Below are 21,542 nucleotides of genomic sequence, written 5' to 3' on the forward strand. Positions count from 1 at the left end.
ATCAATTCCTCCGTGAGTTTTCCTGAAGCCGAAACGTCCGAATTTCGTATGGCTGCAAAACAGCCGAGAGCGGCATATCATGCAACTTACCATCATCGACTTCCATCAAGTTTGTCTCATCCCATAAGGTAATGCCGGGAATATCAAGGCCAATCGGGGTAGTCCCCCCACTGTAATCATGCACTCGCAAAATCCAACCGCGCCCATCTTCAGCTCGCTTGAGCGCATCAATAGCTACAGGGGCAGGCGTGGTGAGCTGAATATTAGGAAGATCAAGTTTTCCAGGCATGACGGTCAACGGTTCATTCAGTGCCCATGCAGCCTGGACGGTTTGACCCGCGACAAAATCCCCTTCATGAGGATACAAACTATAGGTAAAGTGTTGTTCACCTTGATCGGCAGTAGGATCAGGATCAATTGAACTCGTCAGCAAACTTAAGCGCATCGTGTGATCCTTAATGTCATAGCCATATTTACAATCATTCATGAGACTTACACCAAAATCGTGTTGTGAAAGATCGGCCCACTGATGACCTACTACTTCAAACTTGGCATACTCCCAGCTGGTATTCCAGTTCGTTGGACGCTTCACATTGCCATATTGAATATCGTAAGTCGCTTCATTAGCACGGATATTCACGTCAAACTTCACTTTCAATAGTTGCTGGCGCTCGTGCCAGTCAACATTGGTGACAAAATCAATCCGATCGGTGTGAGAATACAGCCGCATCTCAGTGGTGAGGTGAGACCGACCAAAGGTATAGGTGAACACTACGGCAACCATCAACGGTGTATTGGCTACTACTCGAATGCTATCGGCGTGTAACACCTGCATTTTTTGCTGATAAAAAATATCAATGTTCCATGCGTCATAATTTATTGGTTTATCCTCAAACAGCTGTAAAGTATTACCGGTGCCATTTAGGACCTCGCGTCCACTGCGTCGATGATAGATTCGCGTTAACTCACCAGCTAAATTCCACGTCAAAATATATCGGGCAGTCGTCAGCCCAGTAGTCGTCACGTCAGCTAACGGCATTTCAGTCATTGCATTTCGGATCTCATGTAAAACTACCTGTCCCAATGCGGGCACAGTGACTAAGGCATACGTCTGCCCCTTCACCCTACAGCTTGGTACCACATCAGTCGCTGTAGCATAACCTGAAGCGGCAGGCAATGTCACTAATTGGGTGACGGCCCAGCCTGCAGTATTGATGATTGTCAACTGCTCATCAGCGTCAGCCAATGTTGCTTGCAAAAGCTGACACTGCTTCTTGATTTCTAGCATTTCTGTCCGATTATCGACATATACGTCGTGCGCAGCTGAGCCGGGAATAATATCGTGAAACTGGTTTCGTAATAGGACTCGCCACAACCGATTCAGTGCCAACTGCGGATAAACTGTCCCTGTTGCAATCGCAGCCAGTGAATATAGGAGTTCAATCCGGCGCAACCCTAGTTCATTTTTCCGCATTAACCGCTTGGCAAATGCTTGCGCAGTGTATGTACCGCGATGATACTCAAGATATAGCTCGCCGTCCCAGGTGTGAACGTACCCTTCTGTTTTCTCAATGGTTTCATGCAAACGGGCAAAATAGTCACCTGCTTTACCCGTTTGCACCCGAGGAAGACCGGGGATCATGTCGAGGCGCCGCCGGTTTTCAATTTGCTCCCGGTTAACCCCGCCTCCACCATCGCCATACCCGTATGCCAGTAACAGCTCGTGATTAATGGCTTTGTCCTGATAGCTTTCGTAAATACCTCGCACTGTTTCCGGGGTCAAAATCCCATTATACGTGTAATACCACTGTGCCTCTAACCCACTATCATCCTCTGGATCTGGCGTCGTGATGAAGTGCGTTAACACTTCAGAGCCATCCATTCCTTTCCAGATAAAGGTGTCATGCGGCATCCGATTGTACTGATTCCAGCTAATTTTGGTTGTCATGAAGGTTGTGATGCCACTCTTGGTCAGGATCTGCGGCAACGCCCATGAATAACCAAAAACGTCTGGCAACCACAAATAATGGACCGCCACCCCAAATTCTTTTGAGAAGAATTGGCTACCGGCTAAGATCTGTCGAGTGAGGGACTCTCCTGAAGGAATATTGCAATCTGCTTCTAGCCACATCGACCCGTCAGCTTCCCAGCGTCCTTCCGCCACTCGTTGCTTGATTTGAGCGAACAATTCAGGATAATCTTCTTTAACATACTGATATAGTTGTGGTTGCGACTGCATAAACACATAATCAGGATACTCGTTCATCATTTCAAGGACAGTAGCAAAAGAACGTGCCGCCTTTTCCCGCGTATGTTTGAGTCGCCACAACCAGGCAACGTCAATGTGAGTATGCCCCACTGCCGTGATGGTTACTTGGGCCTGCTTGGGCATCGCCGCAATTGCATCGTTTAACTGCTGATCAGCTCGTCCTACACTAGCAAAAAACGCATGACTACCCGGAGCACGCCAATCCAACGTCATAAAAGCATCGTCTAGCGCTTGGGCAAGCGGATAACGAGTAGGATCAGACTCTGGCAAAACAGCCAAAGTCTGCACAAGCATATTGCTTAAGTAATATAAATCATCGCATTCGGGATTGCGCTGCATCAAACTGGCTTGCTGAAACCGGTGGTGAAGCTCTTTCGGCACCCCACCGCCTTCAATTCCTGACCACAATCGGACCGCCACAACCACGGTTCGCCCCCGCCAAGCGGTCAGATTCACCTCCATGTGGTTGCCATCCACCCCTTGCACAATTACTCCATCAATGAACAGCAGCCCCTCAAAACCAGAGAGGTAACCGCCATCGCTTTTACCAAAGTCCAGTACTACGTATAGTTCCGGCTGATCAGGTAAAGCAATAGTGGCTTTAACCCAGGCGTAACGATCTCGCCCTTTCCATTCATCACCAACGGCAAAATTGCTGGCTAAAGTCCAATCGCTCGGTGGGTATTTTTCCACTCCAGTTGGATCATCCAACCACAACCAACCAGTAATAGGACACACCAGTGTCAGCCGATAGTTCGCAAGTTCCTTGACCCGAGCAGTCAGCTTGTCACGTAGATAAAACATGCTCATTGCCTTTCCTCCTCATCTCAATTTCGGGCGGTAACTGGCTCTCGATGCTCATGAGTGAGCCAACCAACAAGTTGAGTGAAACATACCGAAAATAGAATCCCAATCAGAACTGACCGCCAGCCATACGAAACAAAACCGGCGACTAAAACGAGCATGTTGAAATATCTCAGGTATCGCGAAGTTGGAATTTGCGGCCAATACTTGTGACAGATGATGGCAAACACGTCTAACCCAGCAGTGCTTGAATCTTCAGACAAACAACAGTAATACCCGAAGGCTATCAGAACCACTGCGATCACAAAGTCGATGGGAAACCAGGTTAGAATCGAAAAGTGAAGGTTGTAGAACAAGTTGAAGAACACGATATAGGCCAGGGAACTCGCCAAAGAAGTAAAGAAAAACAATCGACCAAGAAAAGCCAGGCCAATCAGTAACAACACGACGGTCAAGAAGTTCGTGAAAAAAGTGATTCGTAACGGGATAAAGTAGCTCAGCACCAATGAAAGGCTCGTTACCCCACCATTAATAATCGTGTGTGGTACCAAAAGTTTCGCGTATGCAAAGCCTAAAACGGCGTTGCCTAAGAACACCTTCAATAACGACCGTAACGTGTTTTTCGTCATGACGCCTCCTAAAAATCAACATCTAAATCGGTAAAGTCATCATCAGACGTATCAGCCGGCCGAACCTTGCTCCAGCGAATCAGTCCCGGCGCATACATCGCAGTAGCCACTGCAATCGTTACCGCCGCCAATACCAGTGACCGCCAGTCAAGCGTGCTCAACAACACCGAAAAAGGCAGTGGCAAATCTGCAACATGAAAAGCCGGCAATGCTACCCAGCCCAACTTGAAGACAAACCACTGAGCGACTCCCAACAGTGGGGTGCCAAAAAGAAACGGCACCAAAAGGTATGGGTTCATCGTGATGGGTAGGCCATACAATATGGGCTCCGATACAGAAAACAGAATCGAGCTAAAGCTACTTCGACCAAGCCTTTTCAGATCTGGATTCGGATTGACTAGACATAAGATGACTAGTGCCCCAACCAATCCAGCACCGCTAAAACTTAAAAAGTAATCCCAAAAATTTGGTGTGAGAATAGCTTGAGGCGCTCGATTGCTAGCTATAGCACCAAGATCGACCGTTAAGTTGCGATAGGCAAATAAAAATACCACCGGAGCAAGCACGCCGTATCCGTTAATGCCGATATACCACAGACCCATTTCGACGAAAACCAAGACGAATACCCAAAATGGGTGATCCATGGTCAACCACCCCAATGCTGTTTGCATGCCAATCACAGGAATTCGTTGCATCATCCAGGCCAAGCCCAACAAGTATCCAGCAACGACGCAGACGGCAAGAAAGTGACGTAAAGCTGCGAGTTGTGAATCAATCGGTGCGAGCTTCTTTTGACCCCAAGTTAGCAGCGCCCACAGTCCTACGGTCACAGCAGTCATAACACAGGCGAGGATGAAGGGATTGCCTGAACCAACTTGTTGAAGCCGTGCGTTAACAATCGCATAAGCTGCCACATTCACCACGGTAATGGCACCACCATCGGGTCGAGAATTCATCAAGGCCTGAGTCAACAACACGACGAACAAGAGACTCATCACGCTCAAGATGGTAGTTGCAGCCTGAGTGGAGACCGTTGCTAAACCGGAAAAATGGCCCCACCATTGATTGAAGGTTCGCAACATTAGAATAGCTGATAGCCCCAGCAATAGCAGATTGAGTTCGCTAAAGGCCTGCTTAAGCCCTGAGACAATCGGGTTCGCCTCTAATCGTCCCGCGAAGCTTAGTAGTCGCGGTTGTATTCGAATTGCGATTTCTTGAAGCCGTGTCGTCACCCTCACTACTTTGCCTCCGCCGCCTTGATTTCTCGTAATGCGGTTTTTAAAATGTTTGCTGCATTCATTGTGCCGAAATCTGTGGCATTAATGACCGTAACTGGCACGGGGTGCGTTGCCAGCTTTTGTTTGATTTCTGCCTCGCGATGGGCAATCTGCGGCGCAAGCATAATCACCTGATACGGGTTATGCTCAGGGTCAATACAGCTGGCTGAAAAGGCATCGATGCGCACATCGGTTGTCGCCAGTTTTTGACTCCCGGCGACAATTTGTTTCATTTTCCCAACGAGAATACTGGTAGAAGCCCCTAGATTACAGGCCAAGCCAATCGCAATGCTTGTCATTGTTTTGCCTCCTCTTCATACAGGTGAATAAATTCTTTGGTGATGGTAAACATTAATATTGTGTTCATCAGCGTGTCCTGTGCATGTGCCAGCAAGACATCAACGGACTGATCCTCGCCGTTCATCTGCGATGTAATCAGCTCCGTCTGGACGTTGTGGGCCTTATTCATCACTGTTTCTGCTTGAGCCAGTTTCTCCTCAACAGCAATAAACTCATGCTGGCGAGCATCGCCCAAGGCCTCAACCAAGAGGGAAAATGCCGATCCAGCTTGGGCAATTAATTCGAATGAAATCTCTTCTCTGGTCATCTCGTTTACTCCTTCAAATGCGCCGGTGCGCCTTCGCCAAACAGCTCACGCAGCTTGGCCACCACGGTCGCTTTTTGTTCAAAGTGCCGTAACAGCTCCAGGGTCGGTGGCATTAGCAACCAATCCATAAGTTTTTGCATCAAGAGATGCGGGTCGTCATCTTTTAGTGCGATCGTGATGATCACATGAACCAGCGGTGTATTCTCTCCAGGAAAATGAATCGGCTGGTCAAAACTCGTTACAGCGATGGCATTTGCATTGACCCCGTCTTCCGCACCCGCATGGGCCAAAATCACCCCTGGAGTAACCATCATGTAAGCGCCAAAGCGAACCGTATTGTTGATAATGGTCTGGACGTAATGCGCTTCAATCAAATGCTGTGCCAATAAACCGCTGGCCGCTTCCATAATGGCTTGTTGCCAGGTCATGCCTACTTCGACACGGGCCACCAAGGCCGGGTTGATGACCAACGGGGTTGCCAGTGCTGTTCTCGCAATCGCCGGAGCTGAGAGAATTTGTAAAATTTGCATCTCCAGTTGTGCTAATTCAGTTGCACCAATACTGGTTGAGTTAATGGCATCCATGATTGCTGCAAATTTATTGATATCATTTCCTGGCGGCGCAATTGTAGTCAGCGACAGTCGTTGTCGCACTTGTTGCAACAAATCTGGGGCAAAGGCATGATCAATGGTCAGCACGCGAGCCGCATCAATGCCTGGTAGCGGCACGGTACTGATAATCAAATCGTACCGAGTTAGCTTGGCCTCCGTTGCATCAAACACAGAACTGGTGTCGATATGATCTGCACTCACCAAGCGTGCCAGTTTATTTTTAACGATTGTAGATACCGCGACTCCCTCTGCACAAACGACCAGTAAGTATGGTTCAACATCTGCACGCTGCGCATGTTGCTCAAAGGCACTGGCATAATAGATGGCAATGAGCATGATCTCGCTGGGGGTAATCTCACCAGTCGCTAATTCTGGATAATCGGCGATTGCCGCCTTGACGACGTTAAAAATCTCACCATACTCTGGCATAAACTGAGCCACGTCGATATCATTCATCTGAATCTGATTAGCTTGTCTAAACAGGAATCGCTGAACGTGTCGACTAAGTATCCGAATAAAATCCTCGTCAAATTGGAAATCAAGCGAAAATGCGCGTTGCATCGCGACGTTTATATGAATAATCAGCCGACGCTGGCCTGGATCCAAGCTGCGTCGATCATTATGCAAGATTTCGCCCGCTAGTTCAGCAAGCGCCTCGACATTCAAGGTTGTCGCCCCGTCCTGCTGTACAGCCTGTCGATACTGATAGTTCAACATGATCAGCAATAAGAAATCGACGTCATCAATGCTGGTGAGTGAATCAGTATATGCCAGCGTTTCCTTTATGACGGTGAACAACGTGTCAAGGTCAAACAAGTTGAACAATAACAGTTCGCCCATCTTCGAATAGATATTGTCACGGTAATAAAATCCCAATAATTCTCGAATGCTAATCGTGTCAATCAAGACCTGAACAAACACCGTCAGCTTCTTGAATCCATCATGTTCAATTAAGTAACCCCGCCGATTGAGATGCTTTAGCGTCAGCCTAAATCGAGCACATTGATGCTGAAGTCCATCAAGCAGGTTCACCACTGTCGTACGCGACGTATAGAGTGTGTCAACAAACCGGTTGATTGCTATCGGTCGCTCAGACAGTAAGAGCGTCAAAAACATAAAGCGTTGCATCTGATCACTGGTATATCGGAAACGCTCCGGTGTTGTATGAGCGACAAAATTGGTTAAGGCCCGTTGAACCAATAATGGTTCCGCAACGGTGATAAGATCCTTGTCCGTACCCAACCAACTCAGGTCGTTATCGCTCAGCCAAACGTTAATCTTAGTGAAGGTGTAGTGTAGCTGGTTGGCCGTCAACCCGAGTTGTTCCTCAAGTTGAGTCAGCCCCACCGGCTGCGCTTGCAATATGGCAGTTAACACGTCGATTTCTCGTTGCGTTAGCCGCATGCTCTCACCCCCATTACTGCGCCAACCGTGCATAGCCTTGGCTCAGCTGTCGATTCAGCCACCAAGCTTCCAGCCCAGCCACAACCACACAAGTTGCTGGCCACAACCAGATGGCTACACCACCTAGCAACATCCCAAACCCAATGCCAATCCATTTTGGCAGCCACGCAAAGCTTAGGTAAAATGCGGCATTTAAATCAATGGAGCGACCCGCCGCTAGCTGCCAAAGGGCTTGAAGAATAATACAAGCACCAACGTACCCAACCGCAATGGTGATAGCGAAGATGCCAAGCCGCCAAGCAATCGTTAATCGCGCCGCTAGTCTAAGGTCGAACCATATCACTTCGTAGCCGACCAGCCCACTAATGGTGACGAGAACAGTTCGGCCTACTTGTCGCGGCTTAAAGAATGCACGCCATTGCGGGCCATTGGCATGGCGCCAATACATCATTGCTGCCACCACGCCGGTGCCGGTACCGATTATGGTCATGACCCCTAGCAATGCCAACAGGCTACTGATGATAATGTCCATTAAGTGTGCTTGAAAATGGTCAAAGGCTACTTTCATGGCGGCTCCCTTCTAGGCTACTCCTTTACGGCACCATCAGTTATCCCCGCAATCAGTTGCTTGCTGAATAGCACGAAAATCAGTAGTAACGGCAAGGTTGCCAGTAACGCACCGGTGATAACTAAAGGATAATTGGTTGTAAATAACCCTTTCAGCTGGGTAAGCGCTAACATTAACGTGTATTTTTTTTCGTCGTTCAGAATAATCAATGGCCACATGTAATCATTCCACGAGCCCATAAAGGAGTATAACGCAAGAAAAGCTAGAGCTGGTTTCATGATTGGCAAAGCAATTGAACGATACGTTCGAAAAATGGAGCTACCATCTAGCTTGGCCGATTCAAGTAGCGAGTCCGGAATTGCATCCGTACAATACGAACGTATCCAAAAGATCCCGAATGCATTGGCCATCCCCGGAATGATCAAGGCCTTGTATGACCCAACCCAGCCAATTTTATCCATCAAGTAAAATGACGGGATAATATTCAGCTGGCCAGGAATCATCATGGTCCCCATCAAGAAAGTAAACAAGAAGGCCTTCCCTTTGAACTTAAGCTTACCAAACGCGAAACCAGCAAGCGAGTCGAAGAACAAAATTAGACATGTCGAGGTAATTGCAATAAACAAGGTATTAAGGACAGAGTGGAAAAACGTTGTTTGGGTGAACACTGTATGGATATTCTTAAACAACTCATTTCCGAGCGTTAACGATGGCGGAGTTTTGTAAATCTCACTATTGGGTTTGCTAGCCATGACGAACATCCAGTAAAACGGAAATAGTGACAAAATCACCCCGAACCCAATAAATACGCGCACGATGAGTTTAAATAGCTTATTGTCTCCCATGTGCTCACGCTCCCTTCACGCGCTTGGTGGTGATGAACCAATTGAGTAACGAGAAAAACATAATGACTACCACGAGTCCCCAAGCAATCGCTGAACCGTAACCAAACTGATGCTGTGTAAATGCAGTTTGGTAGAGGTAATACACAATAGTCATGGCGCCGCCTTGTGGGGTGGCCCCGGTTGGCACCAGCACTTGTGCTTCAGAGAAAATCTGTAGCCCACCAATTGTCGACATCATCACCGTAAATAAAATGATGGGTTTGAGTTGCGGAATTGTGACGTTCCAGAAAATTTGTGGATTGCTAGCACCATCCATGCGTGCTGCCTCGTACAGATCACCAGGAATTCGAATAATCCCGGTTAAATAGATAATCATGTTGTAACCGGTATACTGCCAGATATTGACTGAAGCGATAACAACGCGTACCCACCCAGGTTCGGTCAACCATTTAATTGGTTTCAATCCAAACACGCCGAGCAAGCCATTGGCTAATCCGTTAAAGTTTGAGAAGATCAAACCAAATAGAATGGAAATCGCAACAACTGACGTGATGTTGGGCAGAAATAGGACAGATTTCAAGAATTCCTTGTGCTTAATGAACTTAAGGTTAAGGCAAAACGCCAATACCAACGCCATGAACAACATCGGAATCGTCCCAATCGCCCAAATGATGAGGGTGTTTTTAAGTGATAGCCAAAAGTCCATATCCGTAATCAAGCGGGAAAAATTATCCATTCCTAAGTACTGAATTTGGCCAAGGCCATCCCATTTGCTAACGGCCAAATACGCTGAGAAAACCACGGGGAACAGACCAAATATCAAGAACAAAATGTAGAAAGGGGCAACTGCGATGTAGGGGGCCACTTTATCAAGGTCAAAATGTCGCTTTTCCTTGTTGGTGGCAGCCGGTTGCTGCAGTTCCATGATCAGTCACTTCCTTTTCAAGACCAAGGCCCACCGGTGCGCTCGACTTCACCCGCCACGACAACATCAGTGTTACCGTCGCGGGCAAAGCCGAGTAGTCATCTCGGCTAGCCGGTTAAACAAAGGGGCTTCCACGCAGCCCCTATGCTCTATCTACTGAATTGCTTCCGCCTTAGCAACGGCTTCTTTCCACGCCTTATCAGGGTTTTTATTGGAATCTTGCACAAGTTGCATCTGGTTCTCGAAAATTTGGCGAACAGCAGTGGACCGAGGATCTGCCTTGGTGTACTCCAACTCATTGGCGGATTCAATGAAATACTTGTTGTATTTTTCATCCCCAAACAATGGATCAGTCACATTCTTAAAATCGTCGTTATACAGCGCCTTGACCGATGGGAACAATGCTAGTTCCTTGTAGTTGGCTTCTTGGTTCTTCTTGTTGGTCAGGTACTTCACGACTTCTGCGGCCTGCTTGGCGTGCTTCGTTGTCTTAATCACCGCCAGATAGGAGCCACCGGAATTAGCTGGTTCGCCAGGAGCACGGGCGATCAACCAGGAATTATTCTTCGTCCCATTTTCCTTCAGATCAGCAATCCCCCAACTGGCTTGAATCATCCCAGAATACATCCCTTTTTGCTGGGCATTTACATTATCACTGGAGTTAGCCTTGACGCCAAACATATAGCCTGCTTTTAACCCCTTAACAGTAAAGTCCCAGGCGTCCTTCAACTGGCCATCACCAAGTGTTAACTTCTTCCCATTGGCACTATACATATCTTTGGTCATCTTTTGTTCCATCTCTTGAAGCAGCGCCACCGCACCAAGCCACATAGGCTTATTGGCTTTTTCTTTCAGCTGCTTGGCGTAGCTCATATAACCGTCCAAACTCTTAATACCGGCGGAAACTTCGTCAGGGTCGGTTGGCAAACCTGCTTTTTTAAAGTTCGCCACATTATACATGAATGCAGTTGGCCCAATGTCGATTGGCATTGCGATTTGATAATCTTTAGTGGCAAAGGTTGAATCCCACTTCCACGCGACATACTGATCAGCCACTTTATCAGTGCCGTAGTCGGCTAAATTGACAAACTTTTCTTTGTACGGGAGATAGTCGACAATATTACTATTGATAGCGGCAATGTCAGGCGCAGATGTCGAGCTGAGGCTGGCCTTAAGTTTCGTGTCATAATCTTCGTTAGCTGGCACTTGCTTAAACGTGAGCTTGTACTTTGGAAACTTGGCTTTTGTGTTCTTGATGGCTTGTTTGCTAATCGCACCGTTGTAGTAATTGATGGAAAGTGAAACCTTCCCACCGTCGCTGGATTTGTTGCCACAGCCGGCGATGGCCAAGGCGGAGACGGCGGCCATACTGGCCAGGCCGATTATTTTCGTCAATTTCATCAGTCATTCTCCTCACAGGTTTGATAGATACTCGAAACTTTCACGCATACTGCTGAACATGCCAATTTGCGAAAAATCTTGCTCAATAGCGTAATACTGCACGCCGTTGTGCTCACCCCAGTCAACGATAGCTTTAAGATCAACATCCCCTTTCCCTAACTCCACCAGGTTATGGCTCATGTCCTGCGGATCACTAGGCCGGTACCCATTCTTGTAATCCTTCAAGTGCAACACCGGCGCCCGGTTTGAAAACTGCTTGATCTCTTCCACCGGATCAATCCCGGCTGCAGTAATCCAGTATGTATCAGGTTCCGCGACAATACTGAGCCCATTCTGTGGTTGTGTGATATAGGACAGCACTCGCTGGCCATCAACAAGGTCCGGATAGTCTGACTCCGGGCTGTGCAGCCCAATCGTAAACCCTAATTGACGCAATGCATCTTGAACATGATAGAGCTGAGCACGGGTTGCCCGGTAACCGGCATCATTTTGCTGGTCATCATCAATATATTTGTCATACAGTATTTTGCTACCAAACAACAAAGCCTCTTGGACCAAGCCATCAATGTCAGTAAAGAACCGTTCATGGTGCAAATGCATTCCAGCCACTTTCAGGTTGTACTTTTTCAATAACTTCGCGATGACTTGTGGATTAGCACCACGCATTCCATCAAGCTGGACCGCCTGATAGCCAATCTCATGCAACGTCATAAAAGTGTTCTCCGGGTCAGCTGCCAATTCGTCACGTAAGGAATACATTTGGGCGGCAATTTTTTCTATTGCAACCATCAGTCTAGTGCTCCTTTCCGCAATTCCTGCACTTCCTGGGTCGTGAGTTGAAGCTCAGCTGTTTCAAACGATTCCTCAAGCATCCATTCCTCTTCCGGACCAATTGTAGCGAGCACTGGGAATGGTGCATTGAGAACATAAGCGAGGGAAACCTGAATCGGCTTCACACCATGTTTAGCCGCAATTGCGTCACACACTTTCATCCGCCGCCAGTTCAAATCATTGAAGTAGACTTCTGTGTATTCCTTGAGCTCGGGATTGTCTGCATCTTCAGGCTTAAAGCGATGGGCGAAAAACGCTTCAGCTTGCGCTGACCAAGACAACAGTGGAAACTGGGTCTTCGTGTGCCAATCAATCATCTCATCGTCTGCGGTAACGCTGTTGTCCCATCGTGGCTGGTTGACACTAGCCAGAGAAAAGTTCGGGCTGTTGAACGACAATGGGTGCAAACCGTGCTCCCGGCAGTAACTAATCGCCTCCTGAACCCGGGATAATGTCCAATTCGATACGCCAAAGAACCGAACCTTACCTTCGTCGACCAAAGCGCTGAAGGCCTCCATCAAAGGCCCGACCGGCTTAGTAGGGTCGTCTCGATGTAAGAGCAACACATCAACGTACTCAGTCTGCAGGTGTTGCAGACTCTCCGTTAAGTCCGCCCGCATATTCTCTGGTGATACCCGTGGCACATCTAATGCTCCGCGTTTTGGGTGACAACATTTGGTAATAATGTTGAAGGCCTTGCGGTCGTGACGGCTCATCCAATCACCAATTACGCTTTCCGCGTCACGATAATGCCGAGCGGTATCGAATGTGTTACCGCCCAATTCAACATATAGGTCAAACATGTGATTAACCTTAGGCATATTGTCTAGTTTCAAATAGTCACTCGAACCAAGAACGATCTGCGTCATGCTGAGTTTCTGCTGCCCATCTGTTACAGTAATCTCCTTCATCTGAGTCCCTCCATCCAAAAATTGTTGTGCTTCACTCACGTGTTCTAGCGTAGCACTGTCATGAAAAGGCTTTCAACTGATTGAATGACAAAGTTTTTATGAAATCCCGATGAAAAATGTCACTCAGTCACTTGCGCCTTGGCGATCGGGCCGTTAGGGTAAATGATAGCGATTTCAAAATAAGCGATTTCAAAATAATAGTAGGAGGATTAGCTATGCTCACTATGAACGAACAAGGCTTCAAAATTCTTCAGCTCACCGACATCCACATCGGTGAAGCACCTTTCAATGCCGAAGATCAGGCAACATTCGCCGCACTAAAGGAAAATATTCCACTCGTCGATCCAGACTTAATTGTCATTAGCGGCGATTTAATTTGGTCCGATGGTGTTGACCGGCCACAACGCGGATATCAAGCGCTTGTGGACATCTTTAACGAATTGGACTATCCCCTAGCAATCACATATGGCAACCATGACTCTGAACAGACTCTTGATCGGTCTGCTCTACGCAAACTCGAAACTGGATTTACTCATCGGGTGACTAAACAACACGCTTACGTTGATCCTCGAGGGAAAGAAAGTTATACAGTTGAAATTGGGCAAGCCGGAAAAATTACTAACGTTTTATATATCTTTGATTCAGGTGATAACGCCCCGTTCGACGTGGAAGGGTACGATTGGGTATCAACCGAAGCCATTGCGTGGTACGAAGCAACCCACGCAGAATATCTAAGAACTGCCGGGCAAACTGTCGACTTGGTGTTCTTACATATTCCGGTACCTGAATATGCAAACGCAGCAACACATATCGTTGCCGGTAAGTGGTGGGAAATGAATCCAAGAATCGCCAGCCCTGAATTAAATACTGGCTTATTTGCACACCTCCGGTTTAATCAACATATCGCCGGAATTTTCTGTGGGCACGATCACGACAATAACTTCGAAGGCCGGTATATGGGTATTCCGCTCATTTATGGGAATGTCTCTGGTTATAACTGCTACGGAGACCTTCCTCGCGGCTACCGGGTAATCAATCTCACCCCTAAAACAATGGAGACCGTTACTCAGACATATCGTGGTGGCGGTACGCCCATGCAAAGTAGTTGGTTTGATTAAGTCTACGCTGGAGGTAGCTCAGTGAGTCAAGTAAAAATCGTTCCTGTACCTCAAGCCTTCACCCCCGCTCCTGGCGATGCGTGGCGTGCCACTCCCAATATGCGCCTTTGTATCACTACTGACACCGAATCAGCAACCTTCACGTCGATTGCAGCAACCTTGCGGCAGGCGACCGGTTTCCCGTGCCCAATCGTCACAGAACCAGCACGGCCGACTGATATCTCCTGGAAGCTCGCCCCTGTGCGCACCCTAACGAGTCAAACAAGTAGCCCAGAAACGTACGTTATCATTAGTTCTACGGCCGGTGTTACCGTTATAGGCGCCAGCCCCGTGGCATGGCTGAGAGCCACCGCCACCTTGTGTCAATCCTTAACTACAGGCACTCTAGAGGCTGGTCGGCTCCTTGACTATCCGAAACTCGATGAACGGCGCGTATTAGTTGACGCAGGTCGGAAGTTCATTACTAAAGAATGGTTTATCGCCATGCTTCACGAATTAGCCTTTCTGAAGATCAATACGTTGCAGTTGCATTTTGCCGATCGACTTGGCTTTCACATCGCGTGCGATACCGATCCCTCACTTACCAGTCCAGATTATTTAACTAAGGCTGACGTCCGAGACCTACTTGCAGAAGCAAACCGGTGCGGTATCACCATCGTGCCATCGTTGGACGTACCTGGACATGCCGACCACATCTTGACTGTGCATCCAGAACTAGGACAACGGGATGTGGCTGGCGGACGCGCAACGGATGCCTTAGATTTAACTGACCCTGCAGTTACCCGCTACGTTTTCGCGTTAATCACCGAATACCTTGATCTATTTGCGGATTGTCCTAGCTTTCACTTCGGCGGAGACGAATACATGGAATTTGATTGTCCGCCTTTTGAACACCGGTACGCGCCAGTACTCAATGCGTACGCCAAAGAACACTTAGGTCCAGAAACAACCTGGAAGGACGTCTGGGCAAACTGGCTCAATCAAGTCGCGGAGCTCATCCACGCGCATGGCGTTGAGCCGCGTATTTTCAACGACGGATTATGCTGGGACGTTAGGGGAATACACGGGACCCCACAGCAAATTAGAATGCATCCGTATATCGGTGTCGATTACTGGTGCCAGGCTGAACTTAATCCGGCAATCGCAACTGTGGCTGAGTTGCAGGCACAAGGTTTGACCCGCCTGTATAACCTGAACTCACCGTTTTTCTATTACGCGTTACGTCATCCGGATTCAGCAGCGGATCACCGACCACTACACAGGTTCGATTTTCCAAAGCAGGCAGCCAATATCTACGCAAATTGGACTCCGGGAAACTTTCAAGCCAACGACTTACCTGATGACGATCCACGAATTCTTGGGGCTTGTCTTTCGATGTGGACAGATAATCCTACCGTAGCCACAGAATCAACCATGGCACGAGATATCCAACCTGAATTGGCCGTCTTTGCGAGCAAGACGTGGAATGTCGACACGAATCATCAGTACACCTATCCACAATTCCAAAGTATTGTTCAGTCCGTTGGCCATAGTCCTGGCTATCCGTTCTGACCACGCAAAAACCCCACCAGCAACCTGGTGGGGTTTAGTTTTCAATCAGTTTAGAATTCAGCCGCATTGACGTGAACGCCAGGCCCGAAGGTCGACGTGACGGTGAGGCTCTTGATGTATTGACCCTTGGCAGATGCCGGACGGGCCTTGACAATGACATCGTTCATCGCCTTGAAGTTCTCGACGAGCTTGTCTTGGGTGAAAGAAACCTTGCCGATTGGGGCGTGCACGATGCCCGCCTTATCAACCCGGTAGGCCACCTGGCCAGCCTTGACGTCGTTAACCGCCTTAGCAGTATCCATCGTCACAGTACCAGTCTTGGGGTTTGGCATTAACCCTTTAGGCCCAAGAACCCGGCCAAGACGACCAACTTTAGCCATCATCGGTGGTGTCGCTACAGCGACGTCGAAGTCTAACCAGCCGTCTTGAATCTTTTGGACCAAGTCGTCTGAACCCACTTCGTCGGCACCGGCTTCTTGAGCCGCCTTTGCTTGATCGCCTTCAGCGAAGACAATCACACGCTGGGTCTTACCAGTTCCGTTTGGCAGCACAACGGCGCCACGAATCTGTTGATCGGCCTGCTTTGGGTCAACGTTGAGCCGGTACGCCACCTCAACCGTCGAATCAAACTTGGCAAAATCGATTTTTTGCACCAAGGCGACTGCTTCTTCAGGGTTATAAAGCTTGTCGGATTCGACTTGCTTTGCCGCTTCAATATACTTTTTTGCTTTCTTAGCCATTCTGGATTTTTCCTCCTTGCAAATGTGGTCAACGGGCCGCAGCCCTTCCACTTGATTCATTCAGTTTTCACTGAAGATCCGGACTGTTGTTAGCCTTCGACTTCGAAGCCCATGGAACGAGCAGTCCCTTCAACCATGCGCATCGCAGCTTCTACGTCTGCGGCGTTAAGGTCTTGCATCTTCGTTTCGGCGATTTGCCGCACCTGGTCCTTGGTGACCTTAGCCACCTTCTTGGTGTTCGGTTCGCCGGAGCCGTGTTCGACACCAGCGGCCTTCTTCAACAGGATTGCTGCTGGCGGCGTCTTGGTGACGAAATCAAAGGAACGATCTTCGTACACGGTAATCACGACGGGGATAATCATACCGGCCTGATCTGCAGTCCGTGCGTTGAAATCCTTCGTGAAGCCCATGATGTTGATCCCGGCTTGGCCCAATGCAGGGCCGACCGGAGGAGCTGGAGTTGCTTTCCCGGCAGGAATCTGGAGCTTAACAATATTTGCTACTTTTTTAGCCACGAGACATAACCTCCTTAAGTCCGTGCTGTGGTCTTGATGGCCAGTCGATTTGGCCTCCCACGTGTATGCCAAAGCATACTTGTATAAACTATCACGTCAGGCGCAAGAAAGCAAGCTTGGCTTACGGTTGCGGCCGCGCAGAATAGCCCACGGCGCCACCGCTAATCTTAAAGCGTGATACCGGCGCGCTACCGTCTCCGGTAACGTAGCCTTCTCCGTTAGCTAGCGTCCAAATCTTCGCATGGGCGCTGACGCTGGCCGCGTGATCGTAACTGGGGTGACAGGTGGCAGCTAATACCGGATGCCCGGTGATCAGGATTTCATTACGCACCGCCCCGGCAGGCGTCCGCATCCACCACGTCCACACTAGCACCAAAACAATACCAACGGCGGCGATGCCGACGCTAACGCGATGCAGGATTCGATTTTTCATAACGTGCCTTTCTTGATTCGCCGAAACAAAAAGCGGCTACTGCCGCTTGCTGGGTTATGCCAACTTATCGACTTGATCATAATCGACTTCGGCCGTCACTTCGCGGTCGAACATGGTCGTGGTCACCCGAAGCTTTTGCTTGTCCGCATCGTTATCGATAATCTTACCTTCCAACCCGGAAAACGCCCCACCAATAATGCTGACCGTTTCGCCGACCTCAAAGGTCAGGTTGGCGCGTTGCGTGCTCATGCCCATTTCGTGGAGAATCTTGGCTACTTCTTCAGGCAACAGCGGCGACGGCTTAGAACCCCCACCATGGGAACCGACGAACCCAGTCACGCCTGGCGTATTCCGAACGACGAACCAGGATTCGTCTGTCATCACCATTTCAACCAGCACATAGCCAGGGAAGGTCTTGATCATTTCCGTCTTCGCCTTGCCGTCCTTGGTCTTCGTTTCTTCTTCTTCAGGCACGATCACCCGAAAAATATAGTTATCCATGTTCATGGAAGAGACCCGGGATTCGAGGTTGGTCTTGACCTTGTTTTCGTAGCCAGAGTACGTGTGCAACACGTACCAAAGCTTTTCAGCTGATTCCATCGGTGATGATCCTCCTATATTGGTTGTCTTGACAAAATAAAAAACCGTCAAAGACGGTTTTGTTGCGCTACTGAGAGTATACGCTAGAAAATAAACTTGTTCAACAACAAGACGATGACCCAATCTGCCAGGGCAAAATATACCGCAAACAACAGCGACGTGATGATAACCGTTGTCGTGTCGCGCCGGGTCTCCTTGGCAGTCGGCCAAGTGACTTCATGCATAATTTGAAAGACGCTTTTAATGAATTTCATCGTTGCCTCCGCGAGCCTTTACTTGGTTTCCTGATGCACCGTGACCTTGCCGCAATACTTGCAGAACTTCTTCAAGGTCAAGCGCTCAGTGCGCCGTGGATTCTCGGGCACAAAATAATTCCGCCGCCCGCATACTGAACAGGCAAGCGCCACTTTTTTCACTGTCATGAACTTACCTCCAGTCAATCAATTAGATTACCAAAGATTACCCCACTACGCAACCACAGGCTTACCCACAACAAGCCAACTTCGGCGGCTGCCACCAGCAACAAGGTATGGATGGCCAGGCCAAAAGTCGCCATCTTGCTTTGCTTCGCCAAAAAGCCCCGGGTGTTGCGCGCCACAATCGGCCCAGTAAGCAGTGTGAGCACGAGCGGCCATGGCAGCAAACCAGCGGCCACGCCGACGACTAAGGCGAGAAAGGCGGCCACCGGGAGCCAAGGATAAATGCGCAACGCCTGCGCCTTGGTCAGGTAATAAGGCAAGGTGAAGCGCTGGTTTTTCACGTCTTGATCTAGGTCACAAATGTTATCGGCAAACATCACCGTGCCATCAAGAATCACAATTGGCAGGGCAACGACCAGCAAGCGCAGAGTAACCGCCAAGTCCAGGTAGCCGCTGAACTGGCTCCAGCTCAGCGTTAAGGTCGCCGGTGGCTGCACTTGATTGACGAAATAGGCGATAAAAATCGTCCCAAATCCTTCACACAATCCCGCCAACAATTCGCCGCATGGCATTCGGGAAAGCGGCACCGGCCCAAAGGTATAAAAAATCGCGACAAAAATTCCCGCACCGCCGATGACTAGCAAACTTAAATTGGTGCGCCAGACCAACACGAGCCCGGCCAAGCAGGCCACCGTCAGAAACGCGCCCATCAAAGCCAAGATGTGCCGCGGGTTGAGGTGCGCGCGGCCAATGATATTTTGCGTGCGCCGGTACTCCACGTCCTTGGCTTTATAGAAATCTTGGACGTTGTTGAAGCCTGTAACGAACACGGCAATACTCATTTGCCCTATCAGATACACCAGCGTGTTACCCCAATTCAACGGGCCTGACAATGCCGCATAACTCACCCCGAACAAAAACGGTAACAGACTCGCCAGCTTGGCGGGCAAGCGAATCAATTCAAGAAACAAGGGCCACGTTAATCGAGCATACGGCTTCATGCGCTCACCCCCGCCGCAATCACTAACCCTGCCAGCAAACTACCATTAGCCAGCACGAGGTTTTGAATCGCCAAGTGAAACGTCTGCGTTTTATCTGGGTGCGCGATGAACACCTGGGCGTGATGCCAAACTGCTGGCAAGCTCACCCCACACACCAGACTCCACGTCGGTAACACCCGGGCGACCACCCCCGCTACCACCGCAAAATAGCCAATCACGGCCAAGCCTAGATATACCCCCCGGCTGGCGCGATGGCCGAGGTACATCGGCAACGTCAACCGGTGGTTACGGGTGTCCTCACTGAGATCCGCCAGGTTATTGGCCAGCATCACGTTGGCGATCGTCGCCATGGGCATCACGGCGATGAGACATAACCCCGCGAGCGCGGGCAGCGCCCCCGTGACGCTGAGGTCTGGCCAGGCCAGACGAACCGCCAGAAAACGAGTTGCCGGTACATTCACGTACACCGTAATGAAGGGAATACCCAGCCCCATCGTCACCCCGGAAAACACTTCACCAATCGGCAACCGCGCCAAGGGGAGCGGCCCCCACGTATACCCAAGCCCAACGGCAAAGCAAGCCATTCCGAGCACCAGCAGCACCCAGTCTGTGCGCCACACCAGCCACAACCCCAAGCCGGTCGCGACGGTTACCAGCGCAACGATGGCGGCAATCACGGCGTGTTCGGTCAGTGCTGCACGACCAATAATATTGACGTGTTGCCGGTATGCAGCGTCTTTGGCGTGGCGGTAATGCATGAGGTTGTCTAATGCTGTCGTCGCCATATCAAAGGCCAGCATCGCCAAGCCGAACAAAATGGTGTTCACCAGATTTAACCGGTGCCAGGTGGCAAGAACGTAGCCAATTCCCAGCAAAAACGGCAAAATACTGGCCAGCTTAGTACGCAGTTCAACGAGTTCGCCCCATTTTTTCACTTACTTCACATCCTTGATGTTGGCCAGCTTGTATCCAGAATTCTTCACCAGCTTAAACTTGTTCTTTAGGCCACTCGAGACATACACCTGCTTACTCTTGGTGATGAAAATTGCCTCGGCGTTGGTGTCTTTTTCGATGAATGCCATGCCGGCCTTCAAGCCCTTGTCAAACGTTGCCGTCGATAACGCATCGCCATCGACGGAATGCTTAGTGATAATCGACACTCCCATCAGTTCGTTATCGAAGGGATACCCGGTGCGTGGATTCATCAGGTGCATGTAGACCTTGCCGTCAACCTTCATGTACCGCTCATAGATTCCTGAGGTAACAATCGTCTGATTTGCCGCTGGAATGGTGCCTAACGCCGTGCCGCGACTTTCCTTCGGGTCCTGGATACCAACCGTCCAGTCCCGCTTGGGGCCTTTCGGGCTGTGTCCCAGCACGTAAATATTGCCTCCGAGGTCGGCAATGGCCGTGGTGACGCCATGTTGCTTGAACGTGTCGATCACTTCATCGGTGATGAAGCCCTTGGCGATCCCGCCGAGGTCCAGCTGCATGCCCTTCTTGGTGAGATAGACCGTACGCTTAGCGACATCGAGCTGCACATCTTGGTAGTGAACTAAGGGCAAAGCGGCATCAATTTCGCGCTGGCTGGGCTTGCGCTCATCGTTGAACCCGATGTGCCACATGCTAGTGATCGGCCCGATGGCAAGATCAAACGACCCATTGGACTTTTGGCTATACGCCTTAGCGTATTGAATCAAGCGAAAGACATCCTTGCTCACGCGTACTGGGTGCTTGCCGGCAGCGGCATTGATTTGATCGACCGCCGAGCCCTTTTGGTTCACCGTGATGGCGTCGGCAAGGGTGGTAATACGCTTGAACGCCTGAGCTAACACGGCCTTTTTGCCTCGATCATAAATGCGTAAGGTCACCACGGTCCCCATTTGAAACTGGGTATCTTGATCAGGCGTCTCAAGCAGTTGCGGCTTGGCGGCGGATTTGCCGCAGCCAGCCAGCCCGAGCGCCAGCGCCGTAGCCATCAGCGCAATCCATTTCTTCATTCCAGTTCTCTCCAATTCATGCCATTTTGGCCAGTGTACCAGCACCGCGACCAAAGAAAAAGCGGCAGCCGCGGCCACCGCTG

23 protein-coding genes are annotated in these 21,542 nt (G+C 49.6%); 2 read left to right on the forward strand and 21 right to left on the reverse strand.

The window, feature by feature from the left end; genetic code table 11:
* Position 1 precedes the first annotated feature (1 nt).
* From FD02_RS09710 to FD02_RS09765, 12 genes are all read right to left on the reverse strand, one after another.
* Positions 2–3,079 carry an alpha-mannosidase gene (locus FD02_RS09710; RefSeq protein WP_202812903.1) on the reverse strand — a complete coding sequence of 1,026 codons (3,078 nt, stop codon included), beginning with the start codon at positions 3,077–3,079 and terminating at the stop codon, positions 2–4.
* A gap of 17 nt (positions 3,080–3,096) precedes the next feature.
* Positions 3,097–3,702 carry a YitT family protein gene (locus FD02_RS09715; protein WP_056952008.1) on the reverse strand — a complete coding sequence of 202 codons (606 nt, stop codon included), beginning with the start codon at positions 3,700–3,702 and terminating at the stop codon, positions 3,097–3,099.
* 8 nt (positions 3,703–3,710) lie between these two features.
* Positions 3,711–4,940: a PTS transporter subunit EIIC gene (locus FD02_RS09720; RefSeq protein WP_054721486.1), complete on the reverse strand. Its 1,230-nt coding sequence runs from the start codon at positions 4,938–4,940 to the stop codon at positions 3,711–3,713.
* Positions 4,940–5,278: a PTS sugar transporter subunit IIB gene (locus tag FD02_RS09725; RefSeq protein WP_054721484.1), complete on the reverse strand. Its 339-nt coding sequence runs from the start codon at positions 5,276–5,278 to the stop codon at positions 4,940–4,942. The genes FD02_RS09720 and FD02_RS09725 overlap by 1 nt, the downstream gene beginning before the upstream one ends.
* Positions 5,275–5,586, reverse strand: a complete 312-nt coding sequence (locus tag FD02_RS09730; RefSeq protein ID WP_054721482.1) for a PTS lactose/cellobiose transporter subunit IIA — start codon at positions 5,584–5,586, stop codon at positions 5,275–5,277. Before FD02_RS09730 ends, FD02_RS09725 begins: the two co-directional genes overlap by 4 nt.
* Positions 5,587–5,591: 5 nt before the next feature.
* Positions 5,592–7,601 (reverse strand): BglG family transcription antiterminator, encoded by a 2,010-nt coding sequence (locus FD02_RS09735; RefSeq protein ID WP_054721480.1) that lies wholly within the window; start codon positions 7,599–7,601, stop codon positions 5,592–5,594.
* Between the two features lie 13 nt (positions 7,602–7,614).
* Positions 7,615–8,169, reverse strand: a complete 555-nt coding sequence (locus FD02_RS09740; RefSeq protein WP_054721478.1) for a hypothetical protein — start codon at positions 8,167–8,169, stop codon at positions 7,615–7,617.
* A 17-nt stretch (positions 8,170–8,186) separates the two neighbouring features.
* Positions 8,187–9,014: a carbohydrate ABC transporter permease gene (locus FD02_RS09745; RefSeq protein ID WP_056952010.1), complete on the reverse strand. Its 828-nt coding sequence runs from the start codon at positions 9,012–9,014 to the stop codon at positions 8,187–8,189.
* Positions 9,015–9,018: 4 nt separating this feature from the next.
* Complete coding sequence (locus FD02_RS09750) at positions 9,019–9,939, reverse strand: carbohydrate ABC transporter permease (protein WP_056952012.1); 921 nt, start codon at positions 9,937–9,939, stop codon at positions 9,019–9,021.
* 153 nt (positions 9,940–10,092) lie between these two features.
* Complete coding sequence (locus FD02_RS09755; protein WP_056952013.1) at positions 10,093–11,340, reverse strand: ABC transporter substrate-binding protein; 1,248 nt, start codon at positions 11,338–11,340, stop codon at positions 10,093–10,095.
* 12 nt (positions 11,341–11,352) lie between these two features.
* The gene (locus FD02_RS09760; RefSeq protein WP_056952015.1) at positions 11,353–12,129 is read right to left on the reverse strand and encodes a sugar phosphate isomerase/epimerase family protein; all 777 of its coding nucleotides are present in this window, start codon (positions 12,127–12,129) and stop codon (positions 11,353–11,355) included.
* The gene (locus FD02_RS09765) at positions 12,129–13,082 is read right to left on the reverse strand and encodes an aldo/keto reductase (protein WP_082603383.1); all 954 of its coding nucleotides are present in this window, start codon (positions 13,080–13,082) and stop codon (positions 12,129–12,131) included. Before FD02_RS09765 ends, FD02_RS09760 begins: the two co-directional genes overlap by 1 nt.
* A 215-nt stretch (positions 13,083–13,297) precedes the next feature.
* On the opposite strand from FD02_RS09765, the gene FD02_RS09770 reads away from it, so the two are divergent.
* Together FD02_RS09770 and FD02_RS09775 are read left to right on the forward strand one after the other, a co-directional pair.
* Positions 13,298–14,200 carry a metallophosphoesterase gene (locus tag FD02_RS09770; protein WP_054721468.1) on the forward strand — a complete coding sequence of 301 codons (903 nt, stop codon included), beginning with the start codon at positions 13,298–13,300 and terminating at the stop codon, positions 14,198–14,200.
* A 21-nt stretch (positions 14,201–14,221) separates the two neighbouring features.
* The gene (locus FD02_RS09775; protein WP_054721466.1) at positions 14,222–15,751 is read left to right on the forward strand and encodes a family 20 glycosylhydrolase; all 1,530 of its coding nucleotides are present in this window, start codon (positions 14,222–14,224) and stop codon (positions 15,749–15,751) included.
* A 50-nt stretch (positions 15,752–15,801) separates the two neighbouring features.
* Here the strand turns inward: FD02_RS09775 and rplA are convergent, their stop codons facing one another.
* The 9 genes from rplA to FD02_RS09820 form a co-directional block, all read right to left on the reverse strand.
* Complete coding sequence (gene rplA / locus FD02_RS09780) at positions 15,802–16,491, reverse strand: 50S ribosomal protein L1 (RefSeq protein ID WP_056952017.1); 690 nt, start codon at positions 16,489–16,491, stop codon at positions 15,802–15,804.
* An 89-nt stretch (positions 16,492–16,580) separates the two neighbouring features.
* Entirely contained in the window at positions 16,581–17,006 is a 426-nt protein-coding gene (gene rplK / locus FD02_RS09785; protein WP_056952019.1) for a 50S ribosomal protein L11, read from the reverse strand.
* A 121-nt stretch (positions 17,007–17,127) separates the two neighbouring features.
* Positions 17,128–17,439, reverse strand: a complete 312-nt coding sequence (locus tag FD02_RS09790; protein WP_054721460.1) for a hypothetical protein — start codon at positions 17,437–17,439, stop codon at positions 17,128–17,130.
* Positions 17,440–17,493: 54 nt separating this feature from the next.
* The gene (gene nusG / locus FD02_RS09795; protein ID WP_054721458.1) at positions 17,494–18,039 is read right to left on the reverse strand and encodes a transcription termination/antitermination protein NusG; all 546 of its coding nucleotides are present in this window, start codon (positions 18,037–18,039) and stop codon (positions 17,494–17,496) included.
* Between the two features lie 83 nt (positions 18,040–18,122).
* On the reverse strand, positions 18,123–18,293 hold the full coding sequence (secE, locus tag FD02_RS09800) for a preprotein translocase subunit SecE (RefSeq protein WP_054721456.1): 171 nt from the start codon (positions 18,291–18,293) through the stop codon (positions 18,123–18,125).
* An 18-nt stretch (positions 18,294–18,311) separates the two neighbouring features.
* A complete protein-coding gene (gene rpmG, locus FD02_RS09805) occupies positions 18,312–18,461 on the reverse strand; it encodes a 50S ribosomal protein L33 (protein ID WP_054721453.1) in 150 nt (49 codons plus the stop codon).
* Positions 18,462–18,475: 14 nt separating this feature from the next.
* Positions 18,476–19,459: a UbiA family prenyltransferase gene (locus FD02_RS09810; protein WP_054721451.1), complete on the reverse strand. Its 984-nt coding sequence runs from the start codon at positions 19,457–19,459 to the stop codon at positions 18,476–18,478.
* Positions 19,456–20,394: a UbiA family prenyltransferase gene (locus tag FD02_RS09815; protein WP_056952022.1), complete on the reverse strand. Its 939-nt coding sequence runs from the start codon at positions 20,392–20,394 to the stop codon at positions 19,456–19,458. Before FD02_RS09815 ends, FD02_RS09810 begins: the two co-directional genes overlap by 4 nt.
* Positions 20,395–21,459, reverse strand: coding sequence for an FAD:protein FMN transferase (locus FD02_RS09820; protein WP_054721446.1), 1,065 nt, complete (start codon positions 21,457–21,459; stop codon positions 20,395–20,397). It lies immediately after the preceding gene.
* Positions 21,460–21,542: the final 83 nt, after the last annotated feature.

This window comes from Lacticaseibacillus nasuensis JCM 17158, from assembly GCF_001434705.1.
GTDB lineage: Bacteria > Bacillota > Bacilli > Lactobacillales > Lactobacillaceae > Lacticaseibacillus > Lacticaseibacillus nasuensis.

Bases quoted from the DNA above. Each gene is read 5' to 3' on its own strand.
- FD02_RS09710 (WP_202812903.1), bottom strand. From the start codon at position 3,079: ATGAGCATGTTTTATCTACGTGACAAGCTGACTGCTCGGGTCAAGGAA.
- FD02_RS09715 (WP_056952008.1), bottom strand. From the start codon at position 3,702: ATGACGAAAAACACGTTACGGTCGTTATTGAAGGTGTTCTTAGGCAAC.
- FD02_RS09725 (WP_054721484.1), bottom strand. From the start codon at position 5,278: ATGACAAGCATTGCGATTGGCTTGGCCTGTAATCTAGGGGCTTCTACC.
- FD02_RS09730 (WP_054721482.1), bottom strand. From the start codon at position 5,586: ATGACCAGAGAAGAGATTTCATTCGAATTAATTGCCCAAGCTGGATCG.
- FD02_RS09735 (WP_054721480.1), bottom strand. From the start codon at position 7,601: ATGCGGCTAACGCAACGAGAAATCGACGTGTTAACTGCCATATTGCAA.
- FD02_RS09740 (WP_054721478.1), bottom strand. From the start codon at position 8,169: ATGAAAGTAGCCTTTGACCATTTTCAAGCACACTTAATGGACATTATC.
- FD02_RS09745 (WP_056952010.1), bottom strand. From the start codon at position 9,014: ATGGGAGACAATAAGCTATTTAAACTCATCGTGCGCGTATTTATTGGG.
- FD02_RS09750 (WP_056952012.1), bottom strand. From the start codon at position 9,939: ATGGAACTGCAGCAACCGGCTGCCACCAACAAGGAAAAGCGACATTTT.
- FD02_RS09755 (WP_056952013.1), bottom strand. From the start codon at position 11,340: ATGAAATTGACGAAAATAATCGGCCTGGCCAGTATGGCCGCCGTCTCC.
- FD02_RS09760 (WP_056952015.1), bottom strand. From the start codon at position 12,129: ATGGTTGCAATAGAAAAAATTGCCGCCCAAATGTATTCCTTACGTGAC.
- FD02_RS09765 (WP_082603383.1), bottom strand. From the start codon at position 13,082: ATGAAGGAGATTACTGTAACAGATGGGCAGCAGAAACTCAGCATGACG.
- FD02_RS09770 (WP_054721468.1), top strand. From the start codon at position 13,298: ATGCTCACTATGAACGAACAAGGCTTCAAAATTCTTCAGCTCACCGAC.
- rplA (WP_056952017.1), bottom strand. From the start codon at position 16,491: ATGGCTAAGAAAGCAAAAAAGTATATTGAAGCGGCAAAGCAAGTCGAA.
- FD02_RS09790 (WP_054721460.1), bottom strand. From the start codon at position 17,439: ATGAAAAATCGAATCCTGCATCGCGTTAGCGTCGGCATCGCCGCCGTT.
- nusG (WP_054721458.1), bottom strand. From the start codon at position 18,039: ATGGAATCAGCTGAAAAGCTTTGGTACGTGTTGCACACGTACTCTGGC.
- secE (WP_054721456.1), bottom strand. From the start codon at position 18,293: ATGAAATTCATTAAAAGCGTCTTTCAAATTATGCATGAAGTCACTTGG.
- rpmG (WP_054721453.1), bottom strand. From the start codon at position 18,461: ATGACAGTGAAAAAAGTGGCGCTTGCCTGTTCAGTATGCGGGCGGCGG.
- FD02_RS09810 (WP_054721451.1), bottom strand. From the start codon at position 19,459: ATGAAGCCGTATGCTCGATTAACGTGGCCCTTGTTTCTTGAATTGATT.
- FD02_RS09820 (WP_054721446.1), bottom strand. From the start codon at position 21,459: ATGAAGAAATGGATTGCGCTGATGGCTACGGCGCTGGCGCTCGGGCTG.